Origin of the sequence: Caballeronia sp. LZ029 (genome assembly GCF_031451275.1) — a bacterium.
Taxonomy (GTDB): Bacteria; Pseudomonadota; Gammaproteobacteria; order Burkholderiales; family Burkholderiaceae; genus Caballeronia; species Caballeronia jiangsuensis.
The window spans coordinates 104,132-124,286 of sequence record NZ_JARUXO010000001.1 but is presented as its reverse complement, the minus strand read 5'-3'; the positions used below and the strand labels follow the sequence as shown (position 1 = coordinate 124,286).

The following is a 20,155-nucleotide window of genomic DNA, read 5'->3' as shown; positions in this document are numbered from 1 at the left end:
GCACGCGCACCGTCTCGGTGCGAAAACCGGAAGCCACCGCTGCTGCCCATATCGCTTGCAGAGGCTAAACTTTCGGCTCATCGAATCAATGCTAGACGCCGCGTGCGCCGGCCGCTCGCGCGCGTCGTGCAGTAGCGCACACATGGAAATCGTCTTTACCGTCCTCATTCTTCTGCTGGTCGTGGCGCTGTCGGGATTCGGCCTGAGCCTGCTCCCGGTCAAGCTGCCGCTGCCGCTCATCCAGATCGCGCTCGGCGCGTGCCTCGCGTGGCCGGGCTTCGCGCTGCACGTCACGTTCGATCCCGAGCTTTTCATGCTGCTCTTCATTCCGCCGCTGCTGTTCGCGGACGGCTGGCGCATTCCGAAGCGCGAGCTCTACATGCAGCGGCGCGCGATCCTGATGCTCGCGCTCGGCCTCGTGTTCATCACCGTCGGACTGCTCGGCTACTTCCTGCACGCGATGATTCCGACGATGCCGCTGCCCATCGCGTTCGCGCTCGCCGCCGTGCTCTCGCCGACCGACGCCGTCGCGCTGACCGGCATCGCCGGACGCAACCGGATTCCGGCGAACCTGATGCATATCCTCGAAGGCGAAGCGCTGATGAACGACGCGTCGGGCCTCGTCGCGCTGAAGTTCGCGATCGCGGCCGCGCTGACGGGCGTGTTCTCGCTGCGCGACGCGACGATCAGCTTTTTCATCATCGCGGCGGGCGGGATCGCGATCGGCGCGGCGATCAGTTGGGCGCTGACCGAGATTCCGTCGCGTCTCCTGAAGTTTTCCGAGGACGACGACCCGGCCGCGGGCGTGATCCTCACGCTCCTGATTCCGTTCGCGGCGTATGTCATGGCCGAGCATGTGGGCTGCTCGGGCATTCTGGCGGCGGTGTCGGCCGGCATGATGATGAACATCCAGAGCCTGCGCGAAGGCATTCCGAGCGCGGTGCGCGTGCGCATGACGAGCACCTGGACAATGATCGAATTCGTCTTCAACGGCATGGTCTTCATCCTGCTCGGGTTGCAGTTTCCGCACATCCTCGGGCAGGCGCTGATCGAAGCGCATCACGACAGCGACGCGCAAGTGGGCCTCCTGATCGGCTATGTGGTCGCGACGCTGGTCGCGCTCTATTCGCTGCGATTTGTCTGGGTGTATTCGCTGCGCTGGGTCGCGGCGCGCAAGACGGCGAAACGCGGCATCGACAGCGCCGCGCCCGGTTTTCGCACGCTCGCGCTGACGACGATCGGCGGCGTGCGCGGCGCCGTGACGCTCGCGGGCGTGCTGTCGCTGCCCGTGACGCTCGAAGGGCGCGACCTGGCCATTTTCATCGCGTCGGCGGTGATTCTGGTGTCGCTGCTCATCGCTGTCGTGGGCTTGCCGCTGATGCTGCGCGGCATCGAACGCGAGAAGAATCCGCACGCGGCGGAGGAACGCATGGCGCGCCGCCGCGCCGCGCAGGCGGCGATCCGCGCGATCGACGATACGCACGACGAGCTCATCGAGCAGATGGATGAAGCCGGGTCCGCGCGCTGCGCCGATTCGACCGCGCGCGTGATGGGCATGTATCGCCGACGGCTGGAATCGCTCGGCGACGAAGAAGCACCGCGCGTGGCGGCGAAGAAGAGCGAACTGGTGGAGACGCGGCTCAAGATGGCGGCGCTGAGGGCCGAGCGCGCGGAATTGTTGCGGCTGCGGTCCCTGCAGGAGATCAACGACGAGACGCTGAACAAGCTGATGCGGGAAGTCGATTTGTCGGAGACGGCGATCGTCAACCGCAAGAGAGGGACGGGCGCGTGACGCGCGTGCAACTGCCGGACGCATCGGACGAAGATGCGTCCGGCTCTCAGGCGCTGGCTACGTTCAGTTGAACGTATGCGTCATGCCGACGACCGCGCCGAAATCCGGCGACGACAACGTAGGCGCCAGCGTCAGGCCGCCATTCACGCGCCAACGGCCATCCTCCGAGGTGCCGCCCACGCCCATCGCGAGGCCCATCTGGTTGTGGTAATAGCCCGTCGCCACCGCGGCGGAGATTTTTCCGGGCCGATCGTCGTAGTGCAGTCCCGAAATCGCGATGGCGGCAGCGGTGCCGCCGTATGACTTCTTCAGGTTATCCCTCACCTGATTCTGCAGATTGCCGAGGCCCGCGTTCATCTGATTCAGGTTGACGGCATCGGTCCCGTTCACGGCTGGCGCAACGTTGGTCACGCGGCGTTCGCTGCCCGCCGCGCCGACGGAAACCGTGTTGGCCTCGTTCGCGACCGAGTTCGCGCCCAGTGCGACCGAGCTATCCGCGTTTGCCGCTGCGCCGTTGCCGATCGCCGTGCTGGACTGGCCGGACGCAACCGCGCCGCTGCCGATCGCCGTGGCGTTGGCGCCGGTGGCGACCGGAACGGCATACGTGTCCGGATTGCCTGTCGCCCAAACCGCGCCGCTGGGACTCACGTTGAAGACCGCCGCGCTGATCGCGCCGTTCAGTTGCCCGACGTTGACCGCGTCGGTCAGATCGACGCCGGCCGCTACGTTGTGCAGCGTGACGGCGCCGGCCATCGGTCCAACCAGCGTGACGTCGTTCGACATCGGCTGGCCATTGGCGCCGAGGCCGACTGTGGGTGCAGCGGCAGTGGAGAATTGCAGGGGCGCGAGATTCTGCAACGCGACGAACGCGTCGCCGACGTTCGACTGGGGCTGCCCGTAGACGTTGTAGGCCGGCGCGCTGAACGTGCCGTCCGCCGGATTGAATTGCGCGCCGCCGCCCAACGCCTGCGCCGCGCCGCTGCCAAACGTGTTCACTTTGGCGCCTCCGGCCTCCAATGCCAGATTGGTCGCATTCAGTTGCGAGCCGTTCACGGCGTCGGTACTGTTCGCATCGATGCGGCCAGCGGCGACGTTGGTCAAGGTGCGCTCCGCGCCGTCGCTACCGATGCTGACGGTGCTGGCCGGAGCCGTGCCTTTGAAGTCGTAGCTCACTCCGTTGATGTTCACCGACGAGGTGCCCACGGCGGCAGCCGTCACGCTTCCGGAACCGAGCGCGACGTCGTTGGCGTTGAGCGCCTGCGCATTCGTTCCGAATGCCATCGAAGAGGTGCCGGATGCGTTGGACTTTGCACCGAACGCCAGCGCGTAATCACCCGAGGCGTTGGCGCCCGAACTGTTGTCCTGATCTCCGCCGAACGCCAACGAGCCTCGCCCCGTCGCCTGCGACGATGCGCCGATCGCCACCGAATAGTCGCCGGTCGCCGTTGTGACGTCGGAATAAGGATGACCGCCGATCGCGATCGCGTTTTCGCCGCTGGCTGTCGCACCATCGCCGATTGCCACTTGCGAGGCCGCGCCGGTCGCGTTGGCGCCGGCCCCGATCGCGACCGGCGACGCACCGGGGGAAGCCGTCGTGTCGGCGTGCGCGTCCACTCCCAATGCAACGCCGTTGTCGGCGCCCCCCGTCAGGTTTGTGGCGGTCGCACCGATTCCGTTGATCACCGCTTGCGCTTGCGCCTGCGCGAAACCGTCGCCGGCGAAGACCAGACCCGTCACGGAGAGAAGCATCGCCAGGATGCGCGGAACGCCCGGCGTGCGCCGCCGTCTCGACGAAGCCTTGCCGCGCCCTGGTGCAGCCTTCGGCAAATCAGCCGAATCAGACTTCTGGATACGTTTCAATCTGTTTATCATTATTCGCATTCCGAACTAATCACCACGGCGCTCTAAAGGAAAAATGCATTCTTCGCCGTGGATGACAGCCGATGTTAGCGAGCGACTTATTGGCGCAACAGCCGATAATTCTGAAGGTGTCTGATAAATACAGAACGAAGCAAATATGCCTGCCTAAAAGCATCACGCGCGCCGAGAGGCGCGCGTGAGTTCAAGCATCAGATGACGCCGCCGCCGCGCCGTCGCAACAGCGCATAAAAGATGATCGCGCCGAACGTAGCCGTCCCGATGCCGCCGAGCGCGAACCCGCCGAGCTTCAGCGTGAAATCGCCGGTGCCGAGGACGAGCGTGACGGCCGCGACAATCAGATTGCGGTTATCCGAGAAGTTCACCTTGTTCACGACCCAGATGCGCGCGCCGGTCACCGCGATCAGGCCGAACACGACGATCGAAACGCCGCCCAGAACCGGCCCCGGAATCGTCTGGATCACCGCGCCGAACTTCGGCGAAAACCCGAGCACGATCGCGAACAGCGCCGCGATCACGAACACGAGCGTCGAATAGATCTTCGTGACGGCCATCACGCCGATGTTCTCGGCATACGTCGTCACGCCGGTGCCGCCGGCGAAACCGGAGACGATCGTCGCCAGCCCGTCGCCGACGAACGCGCGGCCGATGTACTTGTCGAGGCTCTTGCCCGTCATCGCCCCGACGGCCTTGATGTGCCCGAGATTCTCCGCGACGAGAATGATCGCGACCGGCGCGATCAGCGTCATCGCCGGAGCTTCGAACACGGGCGCGGTGAAGTGAGGCATGCCGAACCACGCGGCGTTCGCGACGATCGAAAAATCGATTGGCTTGCCCATGCCCATGCCGTTGGTCAGCACGGCATAGATGACGTACGCGATCGCAAGGCCGATCAGAATCAGCAGGCGCTGCGCCATGCCGCGCGCGAACACCGCGACGCCGCCCACGCACAGCACGGTGACGAGCGCCATCCACGATTCGAAGCTGCTGCCCATCACGGCTTTCACGGCGATCGGCGCGAGATTCAGCCCGATCACGCAGACGATCGCGCCCGTGACCACCGGCGGCATCAGCGCTTCGATCCATTTCGTGCCGACCGCCGCGACGATCAGGCCGATGACCGTGTAAGCCACGCCGCACGCGATGATTCCGCCCAGCGCAACCGGAATGTTCATGTTCGGGCCATGACCGCCGTAGCCCGTCACGGCGATCACGAGGCCGATGAACGCGAAGCTCGACCCGAGATAGCTCGGCACGCGCCCGCCGACCAGCACGAAGAACAACAGCGTGCCGATGCCCGACATGAAGATGCACAGATTGGGATCGAAGCCCATCAGGAGCGGCGCGAGCACGGTCGAGCCGAACATCGCGACGACGTGCTGAATGCCCATCGCGATCATCTGCGGCCAGGCGAGGCGCTCGTCGGGCGCGACGATGCGCCCCTCCTGAGCATCCGTCTGGACTGGCCAGCGCGGGAAATAGGAATCGGACATCGGCGGGGCTCCTTCTCGGCGGTGAGGCGCCGTCCGTGCGGCGCGCTTGATCTGAAAAATCAGGCGCGAGTGTACGGAGCGGGCTCTCGGGTGGCAAGCGAGCCGATATTACGACCGTTTGGCCGTCGCATGCCCGCGACGTGTCACGCCTGCCCGCCGCGTCAGACGCCGCGCTCCAGTTCGAAAACCGCGACCGCGCTCTTCAGTTGCTCCGCCTGATCGGCCATCGCGCCCGCGGCGGCGGCCGCCTGCTCGACGAGCGCCGCGTTCTGCTGCGTCACCTCGTCCATCTGCGCGACGGCCCGGTTCACCTGCTCGATGCCCGCGCTCTGCTCGTGCGACGCCGATGAAATCTGCGCCATGATGTCCGTCACGCGCTGCACGGCCTGCGTGACTTCGGCCATCGTCGCACCGGCGCGCTCGGCCAGCGCCGCGCCGCTGTCCACGCGCGCCGTCGATGCCTCGATCAGTTCCTTGATTTCCTTCGCCGACATCGCGCTGCGCTGCGCGAGCGAGCGCACTTCGCCCGCGACCACCGCGAAGCCGCGCCCTTCCTCGCCGGCGCGCGCCGCTTCCACTGCGGCGTTCAGCGCGAGGATATTGGTCTGGAAGGCGATGCCCTCGATCACGGCGATGATGTCCGTCATGCGCTTGGAGCCGGACGCCAGTTCGCGCATGTTGTCCACGACTTCGCCCACGAGTTCGCTGCCGCGCGCCGACACGTCCGACGCGCCGCGCGCGAGGCCGCTCGCCTCGTCCGCGTTGCTCGCGTTCTGTTTCACGGTCTGCGTGAGCTGCTCCATGCTCGACGCGGTTTCCTCCAGCGACGCGGCCTGTTCTTCAGTGCGCTGCGACAGGTCGGTGTTGCCCTGCGCGATTTCGCGCGATGCGAACAGAATCGAATCGCTCGAATGACGAATCCCGCCGACGATATCCGCGAGCTTCGTGCTCATGTTGCCGAGGCTCGCGAGCATGCTGCGGTCGTCGCCGGGGCGCGTGTCGACGCGCGTCGACAGGTCGCCGCGCGCGATGCGGTCGGCGATGTCCGCCGCGTAAGCCGGCTCGCCGCCGAGCTGCGCGGAAAGACGCCGGCCGATCAGAACCGCGAGCAGCGCGCCCGCGACCATCGCGCCGAACACGAGCGCGAGCATGACGATGCGCATCGTTTCGTATTCCGATGCCGCGTCGCGGCGCGCGTCGGTTGCACGCTTACGCTTGAAGTCGGCGAGGCGTTCCAGCGAATCGCGCGCCTTTTCGCTCGCGGCGATCGCGCGCGCGATGAGGCCCATCTGATCGACGTCGATCGGCATCGGCTTCCTGCCCATCTGCATCAGCACGATGTCTTCCCACGCGGCGACGGACTTGCTCGCCGTATCGTAGAGCGCGATGCCTTCGGCGGAACGCATCGTCGGACGCATGAGCTCGAACGCGCGGTGCATGCTGTCGAGCGACGACGACATGCCTTCCTTCAGCTTTGCCTTGCCGGTGTCGTCGGCGAATGTGAGGTTGGCGGCGGCGAGATCCGTGTTGAGCTTGTGCTTGTTGACTTCCTCGACCCAATAGAGGCCGTCCATATGACGTTGGCCGATTTCCTCGATCAGGCCGTTCATCTTCGCGAGCGAAACCACGCCGGTGACGCCCACGCACGCGCAGAACAGGATCACGACCGCGAAAGACAGCAACAGCTTGCTGAGCACGGACAGGCGGTCAAACCATTTCATCGATGTCTCCTCTTTCACGCCCCGCGGACGACGCCCGCGGACGGCGCGGCGCAAACTCCGGTTTGCGCACAGAGTGGCTTTACGGCGCTCGTTTCATTTTTCTTGAGCGCGTATGAAGGAGATAACGGCGCGAGGATGAGCGTCGAAATATCGACGAAAGGCCCGCGAAAGGACAGTCGAAAGAAATCCGCCGATTGCTGCCCATCAGCAGACAAACTAAGCTTTTTCTTAATTGGGAGTTTTCTGATTTGGGCGTACAGCCGTGCGACGTATGCTTTCTACATGCGTGTTCCATGTACACGCATGTTGTTGCAACTCTCCGATTACCGCCCTTGGCACCCGGCTTGGGCGGTTCTTTTTTGGGCGCTCGCTTTTTTATCGTCGGTGCGTTCCGAGCGCGTCGGCCAAAGCCGTTCCCCGTCAATATCGAACTGCCGCCCGACCGAGTGTCGCCCGGGCGTCGTTTCGCCTTACTGCCGCACCGGCTTTTTCGCCAGCTTGCGCTGCAACGTGCGCCGATGCATGTTGAGCGCGCGCGCCGTCGCCGAAATATTGCCGTTGTTCTCGGCGAGCGCCCGCTGAATGTGCTCCCATTCGAGCCGCGCGACCGACAGCAGCGTCGGGTTCTCGATCGCTTCCTCCGCCGTCTGCTCGCTCGCCTGCTCGTGGAGCGCGGAGAGAATCGACTCGACGTTCGCCGGCTTGGCGAGATAGTTGTCCGCGCCATCCTTCACCGCCTGAACGGCCGTCGCGATGCTCGCGTAGCCGGTCAGCACCAGAATGCGCGCATCCGGTTGCAGGTCGCGCAATGGCGCGACGAGCCGCAGCCCGGAATCGTTGCCCAGATGAAGATCGACCGTGATCTGCCCGAACTTGTGCTGGTTGGCGAGTTTCAGCGCTTCGTCGGCGTCGTGGGCCTGATGTGGCGTGAAGCCGCGCCGCGTGAGGCCGCGGGCGAGAATGCCGGAAAAGACTTCGTCGTCGTCGATGATCAGGAAGTTGGTATCGCTCATGGTTTTTCTCCGTAATGCCGATCGGGCGCGCCTGGGTTCGAGTTCAGGCCGTGCCGCTTCGTTCAGTTCTCGCCGCCGGCGCCGCGACCGCGCCGCGGTTCGGCAGACGCAACACCGCGCACGTGCCGCGCGGCTTGCCGTCGATCAGTTCGATCGATCCGGACAACCGCGCCGCCGCCGCGAACGCCAGATATAGCCCGACGCCGTGCCCGCCCTGGGTGCTGTCGACCGGGCCCGCGCCCAGCGATGCGCGCAGCGCGGGCGGAATGCCCGGGCCGCGATCGCACACGTCGAAGCGCACGTAGTCCATTTCGTCGATGGTCTCGGCCGACGCCTGCAGCGTCACCGATTCGCTGCTCGCGCGCGCGGCGTTGTCGAGCAGGATCGTGAGGATCTGGCCGACGGCCACCGCGTCGTCGATCGACGCATCTTCGGGTGTCCCGTCGATCTGCGCGAATTTCACCTGCGGATGCCGCAAACGCCACTGCTCGATGAAGCTCGACAGCCATTCGTCGAGTCCCTGTCGGCTCGACGGACCCGTCGCGCGGCTGCGCAGGCGTGCGAGCGCGGACGTGCAGAGCGCCATCTGCTGTTCCAGCAGTTCGAAGTCCGCGGCGTAGGGCGCGAGGTTCTTGTCGTGCGCGGCGGAATCGCGCAATTCCTCGGAAAGCATCGCGATGGTCGAAAGCGGCGTGCCCATTTCGTGCGCGACGGTCGCGGCCTGCACGCCGAGCGCGACCGCGCGCTCATCGCGAAGATGTCGTTGCTGGGCTTCCGCGAGCGCGGCGTCACGCGCGCGCAGCGCCCGCGACATGCGCGCGACGAACCAGCCGATCAGCCCGACGCTCACCATGAAGTTGACCCACAGGCCCGTGCGGAAATAATCGAAAAGATTGGCCGGATTCTCGATATTGAGCGGCACGTAGTTGTAGCTGAGGAGCGCGTAGCAGGCGACGGCGAAGAGCGCGAGGCAGGCCATCATCGTCCACGGCAGCACGGCGGCGGCGATCGCGAGCGACGGCAGATAGAGCGTGACGAACGGATTGGTCGCGCCGCCGGAGAGGAACAGGAGCGCCGAGAGCGCGCCGAGATCGACCCACATCTGGCCGAACAGTTCGAGATTCGTCTCGGGCCGCGCCCGCGCGACGCGCAGCCACGTGAGGCCGTTGAACATCATCTCCAGCGCGATGACGAGCAGCATCGCGGGCAGCGGGAGCTTCGCGCCGAAGAAAATCTGCACGACGGCGATGGTCGTCAACTGGCCGATGATCGCGAGCGAGCGAAGCCAGAAGAGGTGACCGAGATTGACCCGACCGGTATTGGTTATGCGATGCATCTCGTTGAGTGCTTGACGGCGTGGTTACGCTTCCCGCGACATTATCCCGCTTGCATCGGGCTTCGAGCCGCATCTGGCACGATTTGTCGCACCCCGGGTCGCGCGGTCGGCTAATCGAGCGCGGCGGCGTGTCCGACTTCCCCCGCAAGACACGCCGGACACATGCAACTCATGTCGGGCCGCAGACGGTCGAGCGGCAACGCGGGAAGCGCCGCGCACCAGCAGGCCGCATCGCCCGCGAGCATGCCGCAGCGAAACGATGCGCCGCAGCGCACGCAAATCAGCGAGCCCGGCGCTTCCCGTTCGTTCGTTTCAGGCGATACGTTCATCATCTTGTCATCAATCCGTCCGAACGATGATCGCATGTCGGCCCGCGCGCCGGAAAACGTCGCGCCGGCGCGGCAATTCGTCCTGCCGCGATGCGTCGGTCCTGTACAATTCGGCGTGTTTAAACGCTCCTCGCCCCATTTGCCGCCATGTCCGAGCAACCCGACCTCACGCAAATCGCGCCTACCCTGAAGGCTGAAATTCTGGCCGAGGCGCTGCCTTATATCCGTCAATATCACGGCAAGACGGTCGTGATCAAATACGGCGGCAATGCCATGACCGAAGAGCGCCTGAAGCAAGGCTTCGCGCGCGACGTCATCTTGCTGAAGCTCGTCGGCATCAATCCGGTGATCGTGCACGGCGGCGGCCCGCAGATCGATCAGGCGCTGAAGAAGATCGGCAAGCAGGGCACCTTCATCCAGGGCATGCGCGTCACCGACGAAGAAACCATGGAAGTCGTCGAATGGGTGCTCGGCGGCGAGGTGCAGCAGGACATCGTCACGCTGATCAATCACTTCGGCGGTCAGGCGGTCGGTCTGACGGGCAAGGACGGCGGGCTGATTCACGCGCGCAAGCTGCTGATGCCTGACCGCGACAATCCGGGCCAGTTCATCGACATCGGACAGGTCGGCGAAGTCGAGTCGATCAATCCGGCCGTCGTGAAGGCGCTGCAGGACGACGCGTTCATTCCGGTCATTTCGCCCATCGGTTTCGGCGAGGACGGTCTCTCGTACAACATCAACGCGGATCTCGTCGCGGGCAAGCTCGCCGTCGTGCTGAATGCGGAAAAGCTCGTCATGATGACGAACATCCCCGGCGTGATGGACAAGGAAGGCAACCTCCTGACCGACCTTTCCGCGCGCGAGATCGACGCCCTCTTCGCGGACGGCACCATCTCCGGCGGCATGCTGCCGAAGATTTCCTCCGCGCTCGATGCGGCGAAGAGCGGCGTGCGCTCGGTGCACATCATCGATGGCCGCATCGAGCATTCGGTGCTGCTCGAAATTCTGACCGAGCAGCCGTTCGGCACGATGATCCGCTCGCATTGAACGACATTTTTTCGCTTCTCACGCCCGCCGATGCGCGGGCGTTTCTTTTGGTGCAACGCTGATATGAGTCCGCATCGCCCGTCCCGCCGACGCCGCGTGAAAACGCGCGGCCCCGTCTGGCTCTTCGATCTCGACAACACGCTGCATCACGCGTCGCACGCGGTTTTCCCGGCGATCAATCGCGGGATGACCCAATACATCATGGATCGCCTGAACGTCGATATCGACGAAGCGAACCGGCTGCGCGTCGGGTACACGGTGCGTTACGGCGCGACGCTGCTCGGGCTCGTCCGGCATCACGGCGTCGATCCGGCCGACTTCCTGCGCGAGGTTCACACCTTCGCCGATCTGCCGTCGATGCTGCGCGCAGAGCGCGGCCTCACGCGGATATTGCGCGCGCTGCCGGGCCGCAAGATCGTCCTCACCAACGCGCCGACGCTCTACGCGCGCACGGTGCTCGCGGAACTCGGCATCGCGAAGCTGTTCGAGCGCGTGATCGCGATCGAGGACATGCGCGAGGGCGCTCACTGGCGCGCGAAGCCCGACGCGCCGATGCTTCGCCGTGCAATGCGCCGCGCGCACGTGCGTCTCGAAGACGCGATTCTCGTCGAGGACACGCGCGGGCATCTGAAAAGCTATCGGCGGCTGGGGATTCGCACGGTGTGGATCGTCGGGCATCTGCCGGTTGCGAAGACGTCGAGCGGCGGAATGTCGGTGCGCATGCCGGGCATCGGCAGGCCGCATTACGTGGATCGCACGGTGCGCTCGCTGCGCGCGCTGACGTCATCGCATGGGCGGCGCCTACATTCGAAATAGCCGCCGCGCGAGAATGTCTTCGAGGTCCGAGCGCGCATCGACGACGAGATGCACGTAGATGGTGTCGCCATCGACCTTGTAGATGATGCGGTTCGTGCCGCTCGCGACTTCGTAGTAGCCCGACATGCGGAAGTCGATGAGTTCCGGCGGCGTCGAGCCATTGCGCGGCGCGGCTTCGATCTCGGCGATGGTATCGGCGAACTTGTTGCGCGTCGCGGTCCACGCGGTGCCGCCGAACTTGTTGATGACGTAGCGCCGGAAGTCGTGCAAATCCTGGCGCACCGGATCGAGGAAGACGGTCTTCATTCGACGCCTTCTTCGCGGTCCAGCCGCTCGATCTCGGCGAACAGATCGGCCGCGTTCATGCACTGGCCGGCCTCGATGATCTTCTGTCCCATCGCCAGAATCTTCAGCAAGGCGAGCGTCTGATGCAGGTCTTCGTACGACTGCGCGTCCTGCACGACCACCCTGCCCTCGCCGTTCTGCGTGATGAGCATCGGCTCGCGGCTCTCGACGATGTTGCGGATCATCTCGGCCGCGCGGCTCTTCAGATGACTCAGCGGTCTGACCCGGCTCGGTTTCATTTCCGTTCCCTGGCAAGACGAGACGATTAGTCAATATAGACGTAAAAGCGGGCCGCATCCAAGACCGCGTAAATGGCGGCTCAATTACGTTTTCCGCTATACTTCATCGCTAACGAGATTTTCTCGAACATCAACGACGCGCCGATTTGCTGACTCGATTGCGGGCGCGCGAACCTCAGTGATGATTCACGGGCGTTCACTATAAATGCGGCTAAAGAGGTCGTCAGCCGCGCCATCAATGTTTTCCCGCGCATCGCCGACACCGTTTAGCCGCTTGGTCAAAGGCGGAATGAATGGAATCGATCGGCATCGTCACTCCCCAAACACTGCGCTTCACCGAGCCGCTCAAGATGCAGAACGGCTCGCTGCTCGGCGACTACGAGCTCGTCGTCGAAACGTACGGCGAACTCAACGCCGCGCGTTCGAATGCCGTGCTCGTGTGCCACGCGCTGAACGCGTCGCATCATGTCGCGGGCATTCACGCGGATAACCCGAAGGACGTCGGCTGGTGGGACAACATGGTCGGTCCCGGCAAGCCGCTCGACACCAACCGCTTCTTCGTGATCGGCGTGAACAATCTCGGCTCGTGCTTCGGCTCGACCGGACCGATGAGCATCGACGGCGCGACATCCAGGCCCTACGGCGCGAGCTTTCCGGTCGTCACGGTCGAAGACTGGGTGAACGCGCAGGCGCGTCTCGCGGACCGCTTCGGCATCGAGCGCTTCGCGGCCGTGATGGGCGGCAGCCTCGGCGGCATGCAGGCGCTCGCGTGGAGCATGATGTATCCGGAGCGGCTCGCGCATTGCATCGTCGTGGCATCGACGCCGAAGCTTTCCGCGCAGAACATCGCGTTCAACGAAACGGCGCGCTCCGCGATTCTCTCCGATCCCGATTTCCACGGCGGCGACTACTACGCGCACGGCGTGAAGCCGCGTCGCGGTTTGCGCGTCGCGCGGATGATCGGCCACATCACATATCTGTCGGACGACGACATGGCCGTGAAATTCGGCCGCGCGCTGCGCCGTGCCGAGGGCGCGCTCGATGCGTACAACTTCAACTTCGATGTCGAGTTCGAAGTGGAGTCGTATCTGCGCTATCAGGCCGACAAGTTCGCCGAATACTTCGACGCGAACACGTATCTGCTCATCACGCGCGCGCTCGATTATTTCGATCCCGCCAAAGCGTTCGACGGCGATCTCACGAAAGCGCTCGCCAATACCAGCGCGAAATATCTCATCACCAGCTTCACGACGGACTGGCGTTTCGCGCCCGCGCGCTCGCGCGAAATCGTGAAGGCGCTGCTCGACAACAAGCGCACGGTGAGCTACGCGGAAATCGATGCGCCGCACGGCCACGACGCCTTCCTGCTCGACGACGCGCGCTATCACAATCTCATGCGCGCCTATTACGAACGCATTGCCACGGAGATCGGCGCATGAACCAGCACACTCTCGATTCGCTCGCGCTGCGTTCGGACTTTCGGGCGATCGCCCGCTGGGTCGAACCGCGCTCGACGGTGCTCGATCTCGGCTGCGGCGACGGCTCGCTGCTTTCGCTGCTCGGCGAAGAACTCGAAGTGAAGGGCTACGGTATCGAAATCAACGATGCCGGCGTGCTCGCGTGCGCGCAAAAAGGCGTGAACGTGATCCAGCAGAATCTCGAAGACGGCTTGCGTCTCTTCGAAGACGACAGCTTCGATTTCGCGGTTCTGTCGCAGACGCTGCAGACGATTCATCAAACCGCCGCGATCTTGCGCGAGACGGTGCGCGTCGGGCGCCAATGCATCGTGTCGTTTCCGAATTTCGGATATTGGCAACATCGGCTGTCGGTGATTCAAGGGCGCATGCCCGTGTCGAAATCGCTGCCTTATCAATGGCACAACACGCCGAACGTGCGCGTGCTCACGATCAAGGATTTCGAGGCGCTCGCACCGGAGGTGGGCCTCGAGATTCTGGACCGCGTGGTGCTGCACGACGGCCAGCCGGTCCGTTGGGGCGCGAACTGGCGTGGTAGTCTTGCGGTCTATCGCGTGAAGCGCCGGTAACGATGACCGGCGCGCTCGCGCATCGACAACTGCCCGTTATACGACATGCCCGATACGCCACACGAGGCGCCCGCTCTAACTGCTCACGAAGAACATCCCGGATGGCGCGCGTTTCTCAACAAGCGCATCCTCATTTGCGTCTTTCTCGGCTTCACGTCGGGATTGCCGCTCTTCACGCTCTACAGCCTGCTGCAGGCGTGGCTGACGACCGCGCACATCAACGTCAAGGAGATCGGCCTCTTCGCGCTGATCGGATTGCCGTACACGTGGAAGTTCGTCTGGTCGCCGCTGATGGACCGTTACATTCCGCGCTTTCCGGGCTGGAGTCCGGGCCGACGGCGCGGCTGGATGTTCGTCACGCAAGTGCTCGTGATGGTGGCGATCGGCTCGTTCGGCTTCTTCTCACCTGAACGGAATCTGTGGGCCGTCGCGGCGGTGGCCGCGCTCGTCGCGTTCTTCAGCGCGAGTCAGGATATCGTCATCGATGCGTATCGCCGCGAACTTCTCGCCGATACGGAGCAAGGGCTCGGCAATGCGGTTCACGTCAACGCGTACAAGGTCGCGGGACTCGTGCCCGGCTCGCTGTCGCTGATTCTCGCGACCGTCCTGCCGTGGAAGACCGTGTTTCTGATCACCGCCGCGTTCATGCTGCCGGGTCTCATCATGACGCTCGTCGTCAAGGAGCCGGAGATTCACGGCGCGCCGCCGAAGAATCTGCGCGAGGCGATCGTCGAGCCGTTTCACGAGTTCGTCACGCGCGATGGCTGGCGCGCGGCGCTACTCGTGCTGAGCTTCATCTTCCTCTACAAACTCGGCGACACGATGGCGACCGCGCTCGCCACGAAGTTCTTCATCGACGTCGGTTTCTCGCTCGCGCAGATCGGCGTGATCGCGAAGGCGGTCGCGTTCTGGGCGAGCATCGCGGGCGGATTGCTCGGCGGGATCGCGCTGGTGAAGATCGGCATCGCGCGCGGACTATGGATCTTCGGCGTGCTTCAGATTATCGCGACGCTGGGCTTTGCGTGGCTCGCGAAGATCGGGCCGTCGCCGGCGGCGCTCGCCGTGCTGTACGGCTTCGAAACCTTCGCGACAGGTCTCACGCTCGCCACCTTCACCGCGTACATTGCGAGCACGACGGACCCGCGCTACACCGCGACGCAGTTCGCGCTCTTCACGAGCCTAGCGGCGGTGCCGCGCACGTTCGCCGCGGCGGGCAGCGGCTACATCGTGAACGAAACGGGATGGTTTCCGTACTTCATGATCTGCGTCGTGCTGTCCATTCCGGGCATGTTACTGTTGCCCAAGATCGCGCCCTGGAGAACTCAACGATGACGGTTTCTTTCACGCTTCGCGCCTTGGTTTGCGCGTTGACATGGGCGTCGCTCGCGCCCTTGTCCGCGCATGCTCAGGACGAACAGAAGACGCCGCCGCCTTACTCCGCACCGAACAACCAGATCCGCTTCGGCAATACGGCGCTGTTTCGCAATCTGATTCCGCCCGCGACGCTCGAAGCGCAGTCCGCCGAGGAATACGCGCAGGTCATTCTCGATGCCGAACGCGCGAAGACATTGCTTCCCGACAGCAACCCGCTCGTGAAGCGCGTGCGCGACATCGCGAATCACGAGATTCCGTTCGCGCTCAAGTGGAACGATCGCGCGAAGAACTGGAAGTGGGAGATCAATGTCATCAAGTCGCCCGAGGAGCGCATGGTGTGTCTGCCGGGCGGGAAGATCGTCGTGTATAGCGGTCTCATCGAGAAGCTGCATCTGAACGATAACGAGATCGGCATGATGATCGGCCACGAGATTGCGCACGCGTTGCGCGAACATGCGCGCGAGCGGCTCGGCCGGCAGCAGGCGGCGCAACTCTCGGCGGGCGCGCCGCCGCAGTTGTTCGGTTTCTCGAACTATGCGTCGCAACAGTCCGATATCGGCGATGAGTTGCTGACCATGCGCTATTCCCCCGCCGATGAAACCGAAGCCGATGTGATCGGCAGCGAGATCGCTTCGCGCGCGGGTTACGATCCGCGTGCGGCCGTCACGTTGTGGAACAAGATCGATTCGGGAACGCGGCGCGCGGATGTCGGTTTTATCTGGTTGCATCCGTATGGTCCGGATCGCAGGCAGGATTTGCTCAAGCGCATGTCGGACATGATGCCGCTTTATGCTAAGGCGGTCGGCAAGTCGATTGATCAGTTGCCGAATTATGCGGGCATGGGGCGGTTTAAGAAGAGCGGGCGTTAGGGGGTTTTTTGTTTGCTTGGGCTTCGAGGGATGGCCTGATTTCGTGTCGGTTTATTGGCACTGCCCCTGTGCGGGGCGGCAGTCACTTTCTTTGCTGCTGCAAAGAAAGTAACCAAAGAAACAGCTATCCCCAGCCTAAGCACTTCACACCGGCCGCGGCACAGGCGATTGGCCTAATGGCCCGGCTGTAGCGAGTGCCCCCACAAGCAGATAACGGCTTGGACCGCGCACGGTCTGACTCATCGCACCACACAACAAACTGGTTCAGCACCAAATAGCTCCAGCCCGCTTCGCGGCCGATGGGTCAATCGGGTGCGCGCGCGCTTCCTCTTCGGTTTCCCTCGCATACCCAACGGCAGCGCGCAGCGCTGTGCCGAAGCTCTTTCGTGCTGAACCAGCGCCCGAAAACAACTAGCGCGTCAGACCGTGCGCGAGCCAAGCCCGACTGGGCCTGTGAGGGCGACACTTAGGCGAGTGCCACCGCGGGCTGGCAAGCATGGCCAACGTGCGTGTGACCGCGGGCTTGAACGAGCTGCTTTCTTTGGTTACTTTCTTTGCAGCAGCAAAGAAAGTGACCCCCGCCCCGGGGAGGGGCAGTGCTAATAGACCAACATGAATACAGGCCATCCATAGAAGCCAGAACCTTACTTCTTCCCTTTCGCGATTTTCCAGTCGTAATCAATAGTCAGCGGCGCATGATCGCTAAACTTGATATCCCTGAAAATCGACGTCTTCTTCGCGGTTGCCGCAACTTCCTGCGTCGCGATCTGATAGTCGATACGCCACCCGACGTTCTTCGCATACGCCTGACCGCGATTGCTCCACCACGTGTACTGCTCGGGACGCTGATCCAGCGTGCGGAACACATCGACATAACCGACGTCGTCGAAGAGCTTCGTGAGCCACGCGCGCTCTTCCGGCAGGCAACCCGAGTTCTTCTGGTTGCTCTTCCAGTTCTTGATGTCGATTTCCTTGTGCACGATGTTCACGTCGCCGCACAGAATCACCTCACGCTCCTTCGACAGCGCGTCGAGATGCGGCATGAACTCGTCCATGAAGCGATACTTCGCCTGCTGACGCTCGTCGCCGCTGGACCCCGACGGCACGTACACCGACACCACCGACAGCTTGCCGAAACGCGCTTCCACGTAGCGCCCTTCCGGGTCGAACTCTGCCGAGCCGAAACCGATGATCACGTCGTCCGGCTCGTGACGCGTGTAAAGACCCGCGCCGCTGTAACCCTTCTTCACCGCGTGCTGGAAATAGCCCTGAAAGCCGTGCGGCGCGAGAAATTCCGGCGTCAGGTCGTCTTGCGAGCACTTGATTTCCTGCACGCAGACGACGTCGGATTTCTGCTCGCCGAACCAGTCGAAGAATCCTTTCTTGGCGGCCGAACGGATGCCGTTCAGATTGGCGGTAATCACGCGAAACATACGCTTCCTCTTTTTTTGAGTTCGTTTTATTCGACCTTCACGCCCTTGAGCGATTCCTTCGCGGGCGGAAATTCGAGCTTCATGTCCTGCATCGTGCGCAACAGCAGTTCGGCGACCATCACGTTGCGATGCGTCTTCGAATTGCCCGGAATGATGTACCACGGCGCATATTCGGTCGACGTCGCGCCGAGCGTATCCGCATACGCCGCCTGATAATCGTCCCACTCCTTGCGCGCGTCGAGATCGGAGACGTCGAACTTCCAGTGTTTCGTCGGATCGTCGATGCGCGCTTGCAGGCGCTCGCGCTGCTCGTCCTTCGAAATGTGCAGGAAGCATTTGACGATGGTCGTGCCGCTATCGGCGAGCAGCGACTCGAAGTCGCGAATATGGCGATAACGCCGCTCGCATTCGTCGGCATCGATCTGCTTCAGCACGCGCGGCACGAGCACGTCTTCGTAGTGGCTGCGATTGAAGATCGCGAACTCGCCGGCCTGCGGCGCCTGCGCATGCACGCGCCACAGGAAATCGTGCGCGGCCTCGCGCTCCGACGGCGCGCGAAACGGCACGATGCGCAGGCCGAGCGGATCGACATCGTGGAATACCGCGCGCACGGTGCCGTCCTTGCCGCTCGTGTCCATGCCTTGCAGCACCAGCAGCACGCGGCGGCGGCGCTGCGCGTGAAGCTTCTCCTGAAGGTCGTCGAGTTGCACGCCGATCGCCGTGAGGCGTTCGCGATCTTCATCTTTCGAGCCGCTCGAAAACGGCTTCGCGGCGGGATCGATCGCGCTCAGGTCGAACGGCTTCAGCTTCTTGCCGCCGTCGAAGAATGGCACGCGAAAGTCGTCGAGTCCGGGTTTCTTAGCCATGTCTCTTTGTTCTTGGGTTCGCCAATGAAAAACGGGCTGCTGCCAGGCTCAACCGGCAGCAGCCCATTCATCCCGCGTCGGGACAAGCTGTCAGGATAACTTTTTCTTCAGCAACTCGTTCACCTGCTGCGGATTCGCCTTGCCCTTGGTCGCCTTCATCGCCTGGCCGATCAGCGCGTTGAACGCCTTCTCCTTGCCCGCGCGGAATTCGTCGACCGATTTCTGGTTCGCCGCGAGCACTTCGTCGATGATCGCTTCGAGCGCGCCGGTGTCGGAAATCTGCTTCAGGCCCTTCGCGTCGATGATGCGATCCGCGGCTGCGTCGTCGGTCGCCTTCTCGTCCCAGATCGTCTGGAAGATGTCCTTCGCGATCTTGTTGGAGATGGTGCCGTCGGCAATGCGCTGAAGGATCAGCGCGAGTTGAGCGCTCGAAACCGGCGATTCGCCGATGTCGAGCGATTCGCGGTTCAGTTGCGCGGAGACGTCGCCCATGATCCAGTTGGCGGCGATCTTCGCTTGCGCCGCGCCCGCTTTCTGCACGAGCGCCTCGAAATACGACGCCATCGCCTTCGATGACGTCAGCACGCCCGCGTCATACGGCGTGAGGCCGTAGCTATCGACGAAACGCTTCTGCATGTCGGCCGGAAGCTCGGGCATTTCGCCCTTCACGCGCTCGACCCACGACGATTCGATCACGAGCGGCATCAGGTCGGGGTCCGGGAAATAGCGGTAATCGTGCGCGTCTTCCTTGCTGCGCATCGAACGCGTTTCACGCTTGTCCGGATCGTAGAGGCGCGTTTCCTGAACCACCGTGCCGCCGTCTTCGATCAGTTCGATCTGACGACGCACTTCGTACTGAATCGCTTCTTCGAGAAAACGGAACGAGTTCAGGTTCTTGATCTCGGCGCGCGTGCCGAATTCCTTCTGGCCGACCGGACGCACCGACACGTTCGCGTCGCAACGGAACGAACCTTCCTGCATGTTGCCGTCACAAATGCCGAGCCACACGACGAGGCCATGAAGCGCCTTCGCATACGCGACCGCTTCCGCCGCGCTGCGCATTTCCGGCTCCGTGACGATCTCGAGCAGCGGCGTGCCCGCACGGTTCAGGTCGATGCCCGTCATGCCCGCGAAGTCTTCGTGCAGCGACTTGCCCGCGTCCTCTTCGAGGTGAGCGCGCGTCAGGTTGACGGTCTTCGAATACGCTTCCTTGCCCGTCTTCTCGTTGGCCGGAACCTGGATCGTGATCTGACCGCCCTGCACGACCGGAATCTCGTACTGGCTGATCTGATAGCCCTTCGGAAGATCCGGATAGAAGTAGTTCTTGCGCGCGAAGATGCTGCGCGGTGCGATGTGCGCGCCGATCGACAGACCAAAGCGGATCGCGCGCTCGACGGCGCCGCGGTTCATCACGGGCAGCACGCCGGGCAACGCGAGATCGACGGGACTCGCCTGCGAGTTCGGGCTCGCGCCGAACTGAGTGGGCGCGCCCGAGAAAATCTTGGAGACGGTGGAAAGCTGCGCGTGCGTTTCCAGACCGATGACGACTTCCCACTGCAT

General features: G+C 63.5%; 18 protein-coding genes. 7 read left to right on the top strand and 11 right to left on the bottom strand.

Annotated elements, in window-relative coordinates; all coding sequences use genetic code 11:
• Positions 1-142 precede the first annotated feature (142 nt).
• The gene (locus tag QCE73_RS00585) at positions 143-1,792 is read left to right on the top strand and encodes a Na+/H+ antiporter (RefSeq protein ID WP_309879398.1); all 1,650 of its coding nucleotides are present in this window, start codon (positions 143-145) and stop codon (positions 1,790-1,792) included.
• A gap of 63 nt (positions 1,793-1,855) precedes the next feature.
• Here QCE73_RS00585 and QCE73_RS00580 read toward each other — a convergent pair whose 3' ends face one another.
• From QCE73_RS00580 to QCE73_RS00555, 6 genes are all read right to left on the bottom strand, one after another.
• Positions 1,856-3,652: a YadA-like family protein gene (locus QCE73_RS00580; RefSeq protein WP_309879397.1), complete on the bottom strand. Its 1,797-nt coding sequence runs from the start codon at positions 3,650-3,652 to the stop codon at positions 1,856-1,858.
• Between the two features lie 209 nt (positions 3,653-3,861).
• Positions 3,862-5,163, bottom strand: coding sequence for a solute carrier family 23 protein (locus tag QCE73_RS00575; RefSeq protein WP_238209499.1), 1,302 nt, complete (start codon positions 5,161-5,163; stop codon positions 3,862-3,864).
• A gap of 161 nt (positions 5,164-5,324) precedes the next feature.
• On the bottom strand, positions 5,325-6,884 hold the full coding sequence (locus QCE73_RS00570) for a methyl-accepting chemotaxis protein (protein ID WP_309879396.1): 1,560 nt from the start codon (positions 6,882-6,884) through the stop codon (positions 5,325-5,327).
• A gap of 470 nt (positions 6,885-7,354) precedes the next feature.
• The gene (locus QCE73_RS00565; protein WP_035497380.1) at positions 7,355-7,897 is read right to left on the bottom strand and encodes a response regulator transcription factor; all 543 of its coding nucleotides are present in this window, start codon (positions 7,895-7,897) and stop codon (positions 7,355-7,357) included.
• Between the two features lie 43 nt (positions 7,898-7,940).
• Positions 7,941-9,233, bottom strand: coding sequence for an ATP-binding protein (locus tag QCE73_RS00560; RefSeq protein ID WP_035497377.1), 1,293 nt, complete (start codon positions 9,231-9,233; stop codon positions 7,941-7,943).
• 110 nt (positions 9,234-9,343) lie between these two features.
• Entirely contained in the window at positions 9,344-9,565 is a 222-nt protein-coding gene (locus tag QCE73_RS00555) for a cysteine-rich CWC family protein (protein WP_309879394.1), read from the bottom strand.
• A gap of 144 nt (positions 9,566-9,709) precedes the next feature.
• Between QCE73_RS00555 and argB the strand changes: the two genes are divergently transcribed.
• Both argB and QCE73_RS00545 read left to right on the top strand, forming a co-directional pair.
• A complete protein-coding gene (gene argB / locus QCE73_RS00550) occupies positions 9,710-10,609 on the top strand; it encodes an acetylglutamate kinase (RefSeq protein ID WP_035497373.1) in 900 nt (299 codons plus the stop codon).
• Between the two features lie 63 nt (positions 10,610-10,672).
• Positions 10,673-11,425 (top strand): pyrimidine 5'-nucleotidase, encoded by a 753-nt coding sequence (locus QCE73_RS00545; protein ID WP_035497915.1) that lies wholly within the window; start codon positions 10,673-10,675, stop codon positions 11,423-11,425.
• On the opposite strand, the gene QCE73_RS00540 is transcribed toward QCE73_RS00545, so the two are convergent.
• Both QCE73_RS00540 and QCE73_RS00535 read right to left on the bottom strand, forming a co-directional pair.
• Positions 11,411-11,731, bottom strand: a complete 321-nt coding sequence (locus QCE73_RS00540; protein WP_309879393.1) for a type II toxin-antitoxin system RelE/ParE family toxin — start codon at positions 11,729-11,731, stop codon at positions 11,411-11,413. The two genes, QCE73_RS00545 and QCE73_RS00540, sit on opposite strands and share 15 nt — an antisense overlap.
• The gene (locus tag QCE73_RS00535) at positions 11,728-12,009 is read right to left on the bottom strand and encodes a type II toxin-antitoxin system Phd/YefM family antitoxin (protein ID WP_309879392.1); all 282 of its coding nucleotides are present in this window, start codon (positions 12,007-12,009) and stop codon (positions 11,728-11,730) included. The genes QCE73_RS00540 and QCE73_RS00535 overlap by 4 nt, the downstream gene beginning before the upstream one ends.
• 293 nt (positions 12,010-12,302) lie before the next feature.
• Between QCE73_RS00535 and QCE73_RS00530 the strand changes: the two genes are divergently transcribed.
• Genes QCE73_RS00530 through QCE73_RS00515 form a run of 4 tightly spaced genes read left to right on the top strand, consistent with a single transcriptional unit; the run spans position 12,303 to position 16,296 of the window.
• Positions 12,303-13,448 (top strand): homoserine O-acetyltransferase, encoded by a 1,146-nt coding sequence (locus QCE73_RS00530; RefSeq protein WP_035497365.1) that lies wholly within the window; start codon positions 12,303-12,305, stop codon positions 13,446-13,448.
• On the top strand, positions 13,445-14,053 hold the full coding sequence (gene metW / locus QCE73_RS00525; RefSeq protein ID WP_035497363.1) for a methionine biosynthesis protein MetW: 609 nt from the start codon (positions 13,445-13,447) through the stop codon (positions 14,051-14,053). Before QCE73_RS00530 ends, metW begins: the two co-directional genes overlap by 4 nt.
• A 45-nt stretch (positions 14,054-14,098) precedes the next feature.
• Complete coding sequence (locus QCE73_RS00520) at positions 14,099-15,385, top strand: AmpG family muropeptide MFS transporter (RefSeq protein WP_035497361.1); 1,287 nt, start codon at positions 14,099-14,101, stop codon at positions 15,383-15,385.
• Positions 15,382-16,296 carry a M48 family metallopeptidase gene (locus QCE73_RS00515; protein ID WP_309879391.1) on the top strand — a complete coding sequence of 305 codons (915 nt, stop codon included), beginning with the start codon at positions 15,382-15,384 and terminating at the stop codon, positions 16,294-16,296. Before QCE73_RS00520 ends, QCE73_RS00515 begins: the two co-directional genes overlap by 4 nt.
• Before the next feature lie 644 nt (positions 16,297-16,940).
• Here QCE73_RS00515 and QCE73_RS00510 read toward each other — a convergent pair.
• The 3 genes from QCE73_RS00510 to gatB form a co-directional block, all read right to left on the bottom strand.
• Entirely contained in the window at positions 16,941-17,729 is a 789-nt protein-coding gene (locus tag QCE73_RS00510) for an exodeoxyribonuclease III (protein ID WP_035509709.1), read from the bottom strand.
• A 26-nt stretch (positions 17,730-17,755) separates the two neighbouring features.
• Complete coding sequence (locus QCE73_RS00505) at positions 17,756-18,595, bottom strand: polyphosphate kinase 2 family protein (RefSeq protein WP_187608222.1); 840 nt, start codon at positions 18,593-18,595, stop codon at positions 17,756-17,758.
• Positions 18,596-18,685: 90 nt separating this feature from the next.
• A complete protein-coding gene (gene gatB / locus QCE73_RS00500; protein ID WP_309879390.1) occupies positions 18,686-20,155 on the bottom strand; it encodes an Asp-tRNA(Asn)/Glu-tRNA(Gln) amidotransferase subunit GatB in 1,470 nt (489 codons plus the stop codon).